The sequence below is a fragment of the Pseudomonas sp. Cab53 genome, from assembly GCF_018325965.1.
Lineage (GTDB): Bacteria > Pseudomonadota > Gammaproteobacteria > Pseudomonadales > Pseudomonadaceae > Aquipseudomonas > Aquipseudomonas chlororaphis_E.
This window is the reverse complement of the sequence record NZ_AP021902.1, coordinates 5,887,616-5,899,211: the sequence shown is the minus strand read 5'-3', so window position 1 is coordinate 5,899,211 and position 11,596 is coordinate 5,887,616. Positions and strand designations below refer to the sequence as shown.

At 62.0% G+C, this 11,596-nt stretch carries 8 protein-coding genes and 1 pseudogene; 5 read left to right on the top strand and 4 right to left on the bottom strand.

Going from position 1 to position 11,596, the window contains the following annotated elements; translation table 11 throughout:
* Window positions 1-36: 36 nt before the first annotated feature.
* The 5 genes and pseudogenes from KI241_RS26015 (at window position 37) to KI241_RS25995 (ending at window position 5,442) form a co-directional block, all read left to right on the top strand.
* A complete protein-coding gene (locus KI241_RS26015; RefSeq protein ID WP_042729316.1) occupies window positions 37-1,149 on the top strand; it encodes a polyamine ABC transporter substrate-binding protein in 1,113 nt (370 codons plus the stop codon).
* A 185-nt stretch (window positions 1,150-1,334) separates the two neighbouring features.
* Window positions 1,335-2,432, top strand: coding sequence for a polyamine ABC transporter substrate-binding protein (locus KI241_RS26010; RefSeq protein ID WP_042729315.1), 1,098 nt, complete (start codon window positions 1,335-1,337; stop codon window positions 2,430-2,432).
* Between the two features lie 67 nt (window positions 2,433-2,499).
* Window positions 2,500-3,642 (top strand): polyamine ABC transporter ATP-binding protein, encoded by a 1,143-nt coding sequence (potA, locus tag KI241_RS26005; RefSeq protein ID WP_042729314.1) that lies wholly within the window; start codon window positions 2,500-2,502, stop codon window positions 3,640-3,642.
* Complete coding sequence (locus tag KI241_RS26000) at window positions 3,639-4,559, top strand: ABC transporter permease subunit (protein WP_042729313.1); 921 nt, start codon at window positions 3,639-3,641, stop codon at window positions 4,557-4,559. Before potA ends, KI241_RS26000 begins: the two co-directional genes overlap by 4 nt.
* Window positions 4,556-5,442: pseudogene (locus tag KI241_RS25995) on the top strand (ABC transporter permease subunit). Before KI241_RS26000 ends, KI241_RS25995 begins: the two are co-directional and overlap by 4 nt.
* 313 nt (window positions 5,443-5,755) lie before the next feature.
* Here the strand turns inward: KI241_RS25995 and KI241_RS25990 are convergent.
* The 4 genes from KI241_RS25990 to KI241_RS25975 all read right to left on the bottom strand — a co-directional run bounded on the left by KI241_RS25990 (window position 5,756) and on the right by KI241_RS25975 (window position 11,569).
* Window positions 5,756-6,097: a carboxymuconolactone decarboxylase family protein gene (locus KI241_RS25990; protein WP_024780471.1), complete on the bottom strand. Its 342-nt coding sequence runs from the start codon at window positions 6,095-6,097 to the stop codon at window positions 5,756-5,758.
* A gap of 101 nt (window positions 6,098-6,198) precedes the next feature.
* Window positions 6,199-8,604, bottom strand: coding sequence for a penicillin acylase family protein (locus tag KI241_RS25985; RefSeq protein ID WP_042729311.1), 2,406 nt, complete (start codon window positions 8,602-8,604; stop codon window positions 6,199-6,201).
* A gap of 350 nt (window positions 8,605-8,954) precedes the next feature.
* Complete coding sequence (locus KI241_RS25980; RefSeq protein WP_237614141.1) at window positions 8,955-11,027, bottom strand: type III effector; 2,073 nt, start codon at window positions 11,025-11,027, stop codon at window positions 8,955-8,957.
* Between the two features lie 53 nt (window positions 11,028-11,080).
* The gene (locus tag KI241_RS25975) at window positions 11,081-11,569 is read right to left on the bottom strand and encodes a type III effector (protein WP_042729309.1); all 489 of its coding nucleotides are present in this window, start codon (window positions 11,567-11,569) and stop codon (window positions 11,081-11,083) included.
* Window positions 11,570-11,596: the final 27 nt, after the last annotated feature.

The following is an 11,596-nucleotide window of genomic DNA, read 5'->3' as shown; positions in this document are numbered from 1 at the left end:
GAACGTGGCTAAAAAGAATAACTGGAGCATCAATCCATGAAGGCATTAGGTATGAAGATAGCTGGCAAGACCCTCCTCGCCATGTCGCTGGTGGGCGCGATGGCGGGTGCCGTCCAGGCGGACGACAAAGTGCTGCACGTCTATAACTGGTCCGACTATATTGCGCCGGACACCGTCGCCAAGTTCGAGAAGGAAACGGGGATCAAGGTCGTCTACGACGTGTTCGACAGCAACGAAACCCTCGAAGCCAAGTTGCTGGCCGGCAAATCCGGTTATGACATCGTGGTGCCGTCGAACAACTTCCTGGCCAAGCAGATCAAGGCCGGCGTCTACCAGCCACTGGACAAGTCCAAGCTGACCAACTGGAAGAATCTCGACACCGACCTGCTCAAGGCCGTTGGCGATGCCAGCGACAAGGGCAACCAGCATGCCTTCCCTTACATGTGGGGCACCATCGGTATCGGCTACAACCCGGAGAAGGTCAAGGCCGCGCTGGGCGTCGACAAGATCGACTCGTGGGACACCCTGCTCAAGCCGGAGAACATCGCCAAGCTCAAGGGCTGCGGCGTGAGTTTCCTCGACTCACCGACCGAAATGATCCCGGTGGCGTTGCACTACCTGGGCTACCCGACCGACAGCCAGGACAAGAAACAACTGGCCGACGCCGAGGCACTGTTCCTCAAGATCCGTCCTTCGATCAGCTATTTCCATTCGTCCAAGTACATCTCTGACCTGGCCAACGGCAACATCTGCGTCGCCGTGGGTTACTCGGGCGATATCGAACAGTCCAAGTCCCGCGCTGCCGAAGCGGGTGGCAAGGTCAAGGTGGCCTACGCCATTCCAAAAGAGGGCGCCGGTTCCTTCTATGACATGGTCGCCATTCCCAAGGACGCCGAAAACGTCGACGCGGCCTACCAGTACATGAACTTCCTGCTGAAGCCGGAAATCATGGCCGAGATCACCAACAACGTACGCTTCCCGAACGGCAACAAGGCGGCGACGGCGCTGGTGGAAAAAGATATCTCCGGCGACCCGAACATCTACCCGTCGGATGAAGTGAAAGCCAAGCTCTACGCGATCAGTGACTTGCCGCCGGCCACCCAGCGGATCCTGACCCGCAGCTGGACCAAGATCAAATCCGGCAAGTAAGCCGGCCTGAAGTACTTTCCTGTCGCCGTCACCCTCCAGGGCGGCGGCAACAGGAAGCCAAGAATAATTAAAAGTTTTGCTGGATCGGTTTATCGAGGGTAAGTTGCGCGCCGGTTTTGTTGCAGGGCCTGTCGTGGCCAGGTAACGGGGGCAACTTGGGCCCAACTATTTAAGAGGACCTCCACGTGCCAGTCTTTTCTTTGTTACGCAACGCCTTGCTGGTCGGCGCCGGCCTGACGCTCGCCGTCAGTGTCCAGGCTGCTTCCACCGTGCATATTTATAACTGGTCGGACTACATCGGCGAGACCACCCTGGCGGACTTCGAAAAAGCCACTGGCATCAAGCCGGTGTATGACGTGTTCGATTCCAACGAAACCCTGGAAGGCAAGTTACTGGCCGGTCGTACCGGCTACGACGTGGTCGTGCCGTCCAACCACTTCCTGGGCAAGCAGATCAAGGCCGGGGCGTTCCAGAAACTCGACAAGGCCCAGTTGCCCAACTACGCCAACCTGGACCCCGCGCTGCTCAAGCGCCTGGAGCGTAACGACCCGGGCAACCAGTACGCCGTGCCGTACCTGTGGGGCACCAACGGCATCGGCTACAACGTCGAGAAGGTCAAGGCGGTGCTGGGCGTCGACAAGATCGACTCGTGGGCCATGCTATTCGAGCCGGAAAACATCAAGAAACTCTCCAGCTGCGGCGTGTCGTTCCTCGACTCGGGCGACGAAATGATCCCGGCGATGCTCAACTACCTGGGCCTGAGCCCCAACAGCGAAAACCCTGAAGACTACAAGAAGGCCGAGGCCCAGCTCCTCAAGATCCGGCCGTACGTGACCTACTTCAATTCCTCCAAGTACATCTCTGATCTGGCCAATGGCGAGATCTGCGTGGCCGCCGGTTTCTCCGGCGACATCTTCCAGGCCCGCTCGCGTGCCAGCGAAGCCGGTAAAGGCGTCGAGATCGCCTACGTGATCCCCAAGGAAGGCGGCAACCTCTGGTTCGACATGTTGGCGATCCCGCGCGACGCCACCAACGTCAAGGAGGCCCACGCCTTCATCAACTACCTGCTCAAGCCTGAGGTGATCGCCCAAGTGAGCGACACCGTCGGCTACGCCAACCCGAACCCGAAGGCGGGCGAACTGATGGATCAGAAAGTGCGCACCGATGAAGCGGTGTACCCACCGCAGGCGGTCGTCGACAAGCTGTACGTCAACTCCGAGTTGCCGCCCAAGATTCAACGACTCATGACCCGCAGCTGGACCAAGGTCAAGTCGGGTAAATAGCGTTAAGCGCTCTAACTAAACGCTCGCCCGCATGGGGCGAACAGTAAATTCTGTGGGAGTTTCGAAAATGGCAGTTGCCTCCGGCGCCTATAAGAAAGCCCTCGAGGGCGACCAGACACCCAAGCAGGTGCTGGTCAAAATCGACCGGGTCACGAAGAAGTTCGACGAGACGATTGCCGTGGACGATGTGTCCCTGGAGATCAAGAAAGGCGAGATCTTCGCCTTGCTCGGTGGTTCGGGTTCGGGCAAATCCACCTTGCTGCGCATGCTCGCCGGCTTCGAGCGGCCCACGGAGGGGCGCATTTTCCTCGACGGTGTGGACATTACCGACATGCCGCCGTACGAGCGGCCGATCAACATGATGTTCCAGTCCTACGCCCTGTTCCCGCACATGACCGTGGCGCAGAACATCGCCTTCGGCCTGCAACAGGACAGGATCCCCAAGCCTGAGATCGAGGCCCGCGTGGCGGAAATGCTCAAGCTGGTGCAGATGAGCCAGTACGCCAAGCGCAAGCCGCACCAGCTCTCCGGCGGCCAGCGCCAGCGCGTGGCCCTGGCCCGTTCCCTGGCCAAGCGTCCAAAGCTGTTGCTGCTCGACGAACCCATGGGCGCCCTGGACAAGAAGCTGCGCTCGCAGATGCAGCTCGAGCTGGTCGAGATCATCGAGCGGGTCGGTGTGACCTGCGTGATGGTGACCCACGACCAGGAAGAGGCCATGACCATGGCCGAGCGCATCGCGATCATGCACCTGGGCTGGATCGCCCAGATCGGCAGCCCGATCGACATCTACGAGACCCCGACCAGCCGGCTGGTCTGCGAGTTCATCGGCAACGTCAACATCTTCGAGACCGAAGTGGTGGACGACGCCGAGGGTCACGCGGTGCTGACCTGCAAGGACCTGGACCGCAACATCTACGTCGGCCACGGGATCAGCACCTCGGTGCAGGACAAGTCGGTGACCTACGCCATTCGCCCGGAAAAACTGCTGGTGACCGTCGAACAGCCGACCTGCGAGCACAACTGGTCCAGCGGCAAGGTCCACGATATCGCCTATCTGGGCGGGCACTCGGTGTTCTACGTCGAACTGCCGAGCGGCAAGCTGGTGCAGTCCTTCGTCGCCAACGCCGAGCGCCGTGGCCAGCGCCCGACCTGGGGCGACCAGGTGTTCGTCTGGTGGGAAGATGACAGCGGCGTGGTGCTTCGCTCATGAACATGCGCAAATTCAAACGCCGACTCGATCGAATAACGCCCGGTGGCCGTCAACTGGTCATCGGGGTGCCTTTCATCTGGCTGTTCCTGTTCTTCATGTTGCCGTTCTTCATTGTCCTGAAGATCAGCTTCGCCGAAGCCGACGTGGCCATTCCGCCATACACCGAGATCTACAGCTACGTCGACCAGAAGCTGCAGGTGCTGCTCAATTTCGCCAACTACGCGATGTTGAGCGACGATGAGCTGTACATCGCCGCCTACCTCGGCTCGCTGAAGATGGCGCTGATCAGCACCGTGTTGTGCCTGTTGATCGGTTATCCGATGGCCTACGGCATCGCCAACGCCCGCAAGGAAATCCAGACGGTGCTGGTGCTGTTGATCATGATGCCGACCTGGACCGCGATCCTGATCCGCGTCTATGCGTGGATGGGCATCCTCAGCAACAACGGCTTGCTCAACGGTTTCCTGCTGAGCATGGGCTGGATCAGCGAACCGTTGCAGATCCTCAACACCAACCTGGCGGTCTACATCGGGGTGGTCTACTCCTACCTGCCGTTCATGATCCTGCCGCTGTACGCCAACCTGGTCAAACACGACCCCAGCCTGCTGGAGGCCGCTTCCGACCTGGGATCGAGCACGTTCAACAGCTTCTGGAAAATCACCGTGCCGCTGTCCAAGAACGGCATCATCGCCGGGGCCATGCTGGTGTTCATCCCCGTGGTGGGCGAGTTCGTGATCCCGGAACTGCTGGGCGGTCCGGAAACCCTGATGATCGGCAAAGTGCTGTGGCAGGAATTCTTCAACAACCGTGACTGGCCGGTGGCATCCGCCCTGGCGGTGGTGATGCTGGCAATCCTGATCGTGCCCATCATCCTGTTCAACCGCAGTCAGGCCAAGGAAATGGAGGGCAAGGAATGAAGCGCTTCAGTTTTTCAAGCCTGATGCTGGTGCTGGGTTTGCTGTTCATCTACGCACCGATGCTGATCCTGGTGATCTACTCGTTCAACGCCTCGAAACTGGTGACAGTGTGGGGCGGCTGGTCGATCAAGTGGTACGTCGGCCTGCTGGACAACACCCAGTTGATGGGGTCGGTGCTGCGCTCGCTGGAAATCGCCTGCTACACGGCGGTGGCCGCCGTGGCGCTGGGTACGCTGGCGGCCTTCGTGCTGACCCGCATCACTCACTTCAAGGGGCGTACGTTGTTTGGTGGGCTGGTCACCGCGCCACTGGTCATGCCGGAGGTGATCACTGGCCTGTCGCTGTTGCTGCTGTTCGTGGCCATGGCGCAGATCATCGGCTGGCCCCAGGAGCGTGGCATCGTCACGATCTGGATCGCCCACACGACGTTCTGCGCGGCCTACGTGGCGGTGGTGGTTTCGGCCCGCTTGCGTGAACTGGACCTGTCCATCGAAGAGGCGGCCATGGACCTGGGCGCGCGGCCGTGGAAGGTGTTCTTCCTGATCACCATCCCGATGATCGCGCCGTCGCTGGCGGCGGGGGCATGATGTCGTTCGCGCTGTCCCTGGATGACCTGGTGTTGGCCAGCTTCGTGTCGGGGCCGGGATCGACGACCTTGCCGATGGAAGTGTTCTCGGCGGTGCGCCTGGGGGTCAAGCCGGAGATCAACGCCGTGGCCAGCCTGATCCTGCTGGCGGTGTCGCTGGTGACGTTCCTGGTCTGGTACTTCAGCCGTCGCGCCGAAGAGAACCGCAAGCGCGCCATCCAGCAAGCCATCGAGGAAAGCGCCGCCGACTCCTGGAAACAACCGGAAGTGCGCCGCGCCGCGACCGCCCAGGTGTGAATGTGGGAGCGAGCTTGCTCGCGAAGGCGGTGGGTCAGTCAATGGCGATGTTGGCTGTGCGGCCGTCTTCGCGGGCAAGCCCGCTCCCACAGGTTTTGCGGTTGCCTTGAGTCTGTGGTCACCACAGAGCAATGGTGGGATTGCCTTGAGTCTGTGGCCACCACAGAGCAATGGTGGGATTGCCTTGAGTCTGTGGCCACCACAGAGCAACTGTGGGGTTGCCTTGGGTTTGTGGCCACCACAGAACCAATTGTGGGAGCGAGCTTGCTCGCGAAGGCGGTGGGGCGGGCGCCGGCGTTGTCCCGCCACTTGCTCATTTCTTCAGCGTGTCATGGGCCTCCAGTGCCCGCAGGGAGTAGATGTAGGCCGCGCCGGCGTTCAGTGACACGGCAGTCGCCAGGGTGGCGGCGATTTCTTCGCGGGTGGCGCCGGCCTTGATGGCGGCATCGGTGTGGACGCCGATGCAGCCGTCGCAGCGGGTGGTGATTGCCACGGCAATGGAGATCAGCTCGCGGGTCTTGGCATCGAGCACGTTGTTCTCGGCGGCGGCCTCATCCAGGGCCATGTAGGCCTTGACCATCTTCGGGTTGCTCTTGCCCAGGGCACCGAAGGCGGACTTGATGGTAGGCAGCAGCTCGGACCAGTTATTGAACATTGCATTGACTCCTCAGGAAGTGGACGGGGTGTTGAGCCTTGTAGTCTTGACCATCCATGACAAACAGGCCCGTTGGCGGTGAAAAAAAGCCCGCTCCTCGTTCAAGGGGTTCGGGCCGGTAACAGTTTGAGCGTGCCATGGGTGTTGGCCGTCACCTCTTCCTCGGCCAGGTGTGCCTGGTGATACACCCCCTCGATGTACGCCTCGGCCTGATCCTCGTAATGCTTGTCGAACAACACGCCGCTCTGGCCCACAGGGTTGATGGTGACGCTGTGGCTCGGGTCGGCAAAGTCGATGATGCGCCGGGTGGAGGGCCCGTAGGTCACCGGCCAGGGTGCCGGGCCGATGCGGGCGGAAAGGTTGTTGGGCACCTCATGGGTGCCCGGTGCCGCGAACGGGCCGACGTTGAAGAGCCGATCCAGCGGTTTCTGCTGGCCCAGCGGATGACCGTGGGTCAGGGTGTGGGCCTTGCCCCATTGCCACTGGCTGGCGTCTTCGCCCAGGGTGGCCTTGAGGTGCGCGAGGCTTTTGCTCCAGGCGATGTGGACGATGTCGGCGCGGGTTTCCGTGCCCAGCGTCGAGCGATCGTCCCACCAGGGGGAATCGGCTGAAGCCGCCAGGCGTGGCAGGGCCGCATCGATCACCCGGGTCGACAGCGCCGTGTCGAAGAAGCCGTCGCCCAGTTCATCGCGCAGCGCCGCCTCGGCCAGGTTGAACAGGAACTGGTTGAACAGCGTGGCGCTGACGGAGTCCAGCGGATAATCGCCGGGCCATTGGGCCAGTTGGTCCACCCATTTGCGTTCCTGCGGGTCGCTGACCACGCCACGCAGCACAGGCAGCAGCGGCGCGAGCAGACGGGGGCCGTAGGCGGTGGTGGTGCCCAGTTGCAGTGCCTGGGTGGTCTGGATGTCCCACTTGGCCTGCTTGTCGCCGAGCTGCAGGTTCAGTTGCTGGCCGCGGTCGGCGAGGTTGTAGTACCCCGGGATCTCGATGCCGCTGGCCACCACCGGCTGGAAGTTGGCCGAAAGGATGTAGCCCCGCGCCGGGTTCTCCTCCTGCGGGTTGCTGCTGAAGGGGTAGAAACCGTCCTTTTCCGCCTCGGCGCTGCTGCCGTCGAGCATGAACCCGGGCTTCACGCCGCTCGGCCGCTTGGGCAACTGCGCGGCGGCCCACCAGCCGATATCGCCCTTGGCATTGGCCCAGACGACGTTCAACCCCGGTGCATGGATCTTGGACGAGGCATCGCGCGCCTTGGTGAGCGTGTCGGCACGGTTGAGCTGGTAGAAGGCATCGAGGATCGGGTTACGGCTCTCCAGGAAGCCCCACCACATGGCGACCGGGGTCTTGCCGGCGTTGGCACCGAGGGCGTCGTTGACGATCGGCCCATGGGGCGACTGGCGCAGCACCAGCGTCACCGGCGCCTGGCCCTTGACCGCAATCTGCTGCTCGCTGCGGGTCATGTCCACCCACTTGTCGCGGTACCAGACCTGCTCGGGATTGTCCGGGTTGACCTTCTCGGCGATCAGGTCCAGGTCGTCGTTCTGGAACATGGTGATGCTCCAGCCAAAATCCTTGTTCATGCCCAGCGTCGCAAATGGCATCAGCGCCTGGTAATGCCCGTAGAGTTCGAAACCGGGTGCCGACAGGTGCGCCTCGTACCACACCGAGGGCGCGGAAAAACGGATGTGCGGGTCGCCCGCCAGCAACGGCTTGCCGCTGTGGGTGCGGCTGCCGGAGACCGCCCAGGCGTTACTGCCTTCGAACTGCGGCAGGCCGTTCTCGGCCAGGGCCTGCTCGCTCAGGCGGGCCAGGGCATTGAGGTCTTTCCAGTCATTGGCGGCCAGTGGCAAGGCGCTCTTGCGGCCCTCGGCCAGCACGCCTTGGGGCTGCCAAGCGAGGTCGAAGATATCCAGGTAGTCAGCGCCCAGTTGATCGCGCACATAAGTCAGCAGCGGTTCGGTGCGAAAAGCCGCGGCGAAACTGTAGGCCATGTAGCCGGTGATGCTCACGGTGTCTTCGGCGGTGAAGGGGCGCTTGGGAATGCCCAGCACATCGAACTCCAGCGGCCGGGTGTGGCTGTCCTGGTAGGCATTGATGCCGTCCAGGTACGCCTGCATCGCGATCCAGGCCGGGGATTGCGGATCCTGCTCCGTCACATAGCGCGCGGCCCGCTCGCGGATCCGCAGGCTGCGCATCAGCTTGTCGGTGTCGAGCAGTTTGGGCCCCAGTATCTCGGCCAGTTCGCCACGGGCCAGGCGCCGCATGATCTCCATCTGGAACAGCCGATCCTGGGCATGGACATAGCCGAGGGCGCGGTACAGATCGGTTTCGTTCTCGGCGCGGATATGCGGCACCCCACGCTCGTCGTAGCGCACGGTCACCGAGCCCTGCAGGCCCTGCAATTGCACGGTGCCCTGGCGGGTGGGCTGCTTGCTGTAGAGGTAGCCGCCCGCGACGATGACAGCGGTGACGACCAGTGACAGGAAGGCAACGAGGGTGCGTTTCATGGGGATTCCTTATTCGGGTGACAGCGGTCCATCGTCTCGCTGTTGCTTCCCTGTTTAGCATACGGCCGCTTACCGGCGCATCGTCCATTGGAGGGATTTTCTCCAGACGGCCCCACGGCCAGCGTAATAGGCGGTGGAAGGTCCGGTGCCGCGACCGGGCGGCCGAGGCCGAGCATCGCAAGGCTATCGTTGATTGCGACAGCAATCACGCCTGTCGTCGTCGAAGTGCGGGGGATGTCAGTCGGCGTGTGTCAGGAGGGCCGACCGCGGGGCAGCGCCGGCGGCCGGTGGTGGGAGGGCGGTTTCAGGCGGTGATCGTCGAGCCATAGAAGGGTGGCCCGACGGGGTCATCAGCTTGGCCGGGTAGTCGGCGTCGGTTCGTTGGACGGCCCGCCTTGTGGTGGCGCTTCGCCTCGTTCGGCCAGCTCCATCGTGTCGCCAGTCGCCGTACTCTTAGGTCCTGTCCCCAAGCTCTTGACCCACTCGGTACCCAGGTTGAGCCCGGCGACCGTGGCTTGCGGAACCAACTGGGAAGCACCACGCGTGCCGTGATAGACGTTCTCGCCAGCGCGTCTCCAGCCCGGTGGCTGGGTGTGGGCAAGGGTGTCCCGGTTTGCATTCGTGAGGTTCTGCCATGGGACGTTTGCGCGTGCGGTCAGGTCGTCCTTGCCGTCGTTCAGCGCTTTGTTTTCCAGCGGTGCCGCTACGCTGTTGGCAAAGAACGGAAGCAGGGTCAGGCCCGAAGAGAAGAAGGTCGTGATGATCTGCTGCATTTTTTCCAGCGTCTCGGCATCTTCGCCTGGCGCGGCGGCGTCCCCCACTGCGGTGCGCATGGTAATACCCGCACCGACGCCAACGATTCGGTTCACATAGTCACTGATATTGGTCATGTTGGTCGGCAGCACTTTGCTTGATTCGGCCAGTGCCTTGGGCAGGAGCTCCTTCCATTCGCGCGTTTCGTTTTTGACCCGGTAGGTCGGGATCTTCTCGTCGCCATGGGTTTGAGAGTATTTGAACACGGCCTGACCGCCGGCCATGAGCGTGCCGCCGACCGCGGATGCCAGGCTGCGGGCGCCGATGCCCGAGGCGTTCACGCTGGTGAATTGATTCAGGACTTCTCGTACCGCATGAGCCGCACCGAATGCGATGTATCCGGTGAAGTCGCCGCTGATGGTGCCAAAGTTGTTGGCGTTTTGTTTAAGCAGGAAACTGGTGCGCTTGTCTTCCTGCGTCTTGTCGAGGGCCTCGCGTTGAGGATTGGCGACCCGTCGCCCATTCACCGTCACCTCCTGCAGGGCCTTGGGGTACACCGACAGCGGATCGACCTTCTCCAGCCCACTGCCGATGGTTTTATCGACGATGGTCTGGATGATGGGGCGGGCGCTGTCGCTGACCACTTTATGGGCGGCGCCCAGGACGGCCGAGGTACCCGCGGCGTGGGCTGCGAGGTGCGTACCGTCGAGCTTCTCATCGATTGCCGCGGTGCTGGCACCGAAGTGAGCCGAGGAGGCGAAGCCTTGCGGGATGCCCGCATCGGCAAACACCGCCAGCCCTGTCCGGAATCCACTGTGGGTCTTGAGGTCTGCGACATAGTCCTGGCGGCCGACGTTCTTCAGCGCCGTGTCCAGCACTTCGTTTTTCTTCGTCGCCGTCGTCAGTTCGCTGGGCTTGTCGTCCTTCTTGTCCACTAACTCTTCGAATTCCACCTGAACCTTGATCAACTGGTTCAGTTCAGAGGTCGCCTGGTCTCGTTCGGGCTGGGAAAGACTCTCGTTGTTCATCGCACTGCGCGCGTGCTCGATGCGGCTTTCCATGAAGGTATTCAAGCGGTCGGGCAGCTCTTGCGTCATGGCTTGCATGACGCCTTTGGCGTAACCGCGGAAGGCATCATGGCTGCTTTGCAGACTCGTACGTTCATCCCCCTGCGGCGTGCCTTCGATGACCTCCTGGCACAGCGAATGGTAGGCGCCGAGGGTGTTACCGACGCGGTCGCAGTGTTTGTCCCAGACGGCCTTGAAACCGCCGCCTTCCTTGCGGTCTTCCTCGCTCATACCCAGGTATTGGTTGAAATCCTTGACGAACTCGGCGGTTTCTTCCTGGCCCGACAGCATCGGGTGGGGGGTGCCGCCGAGTTCGACCAGATGCTTCTGCACATCCTGATAGCTGGTTCCTGGCGCAAAGCCCAGTACTTTACTTTCCAGGCTCATGTGCTCGCGCGCGTAGCCGAGCGGGTCGGTATCGGGGTTTTTCTTGCCGAGGGTGTTGACCAGCCCTGTCAGGCGCTGCTGCCGGGTCCTGAGGGTCTGCTGGGTGGCGTCGCTCGATTTTCCTTCGAAGTGATAAGGCACCAGCGGTGTGGTGGAGGGGCGGACCTGGTCGGACAGGCTGTTTCTGATCGGCGTGATCCGGTCGTCCTGGGCCAACGCCGCCGAGCTTGTGCTTCGTCCTACGGATAAATCTGGCATGTCGTGCTCTCCTAGATTGACAGGGCGTTGTTGAGCCCGGTGCTACGGGGTGTGGGTTTGTGCTGGGTGGGCTTGGCGGCGACGTTCGGGCTGGCACCGTCGAAGAAGTAACCCTCTCGCCAGATCAGCGCCATGTCGGCGATACCGCCCATGAGCCCCAGCAAGTGTTCGGCGGTGAGGTTTTCCAGGGGCACGTGGCCGATCAGGATCACCAGTTCGCTGTCGCTGTTGTAGGACAGGGACGGGCAGAACGGCCCGCTCAGCAGGTAGAGATTGGTTTCCAGCAGCCGTTGCAGGACGGCTTCGCGATTGGCGGTCGGCAGCGGCCCGAAGCTGGCGTAGATGAACACGTCGCCTTCACCCACGCTGGGGGTGTGCTTGAGGGAAAAGTCGACCTCCTTGACCGACAGGTTCGCCTGTTCGTAGAACGCGGACGGGGTGGGAATCATCGTGAGGGCGCAAAGCTGATCGATCAGCTTGCAATAGATGGGTGACGCCATGATTGACCTCGCATTGTCATCCAGGCG

Coding starts and splice junctions, on each gene's coding strand:
- KI241_RS26015 (WP_042729316.1), top strand. CDS start 37: ATGAAGGCATTAGGTATGAAGATAGCTGGCAAGACCCTCCTCGCCATG.
- potA (WP_042729314.1), top strand. CDS start 2,500: ATGGCAGTTGCCTCCGGCGCCTATAAGAAAGCCCTCGAGGGCGACCAG.
- KI241_RS26000 (WP_042729313.1), top strand. CDS start 3,639: ATGAACATGCGCAAATTCAAACGCCGACTCGATCGAATAACGCCCGGT.
- KI241_RS25990 (WP_024780471.1), bottom strand. CDS start 6,097: ATGTTCAATAACTGGTCCGAGCTGCTGCCTACCATCAAGTCCGCCTTC.
- KI241_RS25985 (WP_042729311.1), bottom strand. CDS start 8,604: ATGAAACGCACCCTCGTTGCCTTCCTGTCACTGGTCGTCACCGCTGTC.
- KI241_RS25975 (WP_042729309.1), bottom strand. CDS start 11,569: ATGGCGTCACCCATCTATTGCAAGCTGATCGATCAGCTTTGCGCCCTC.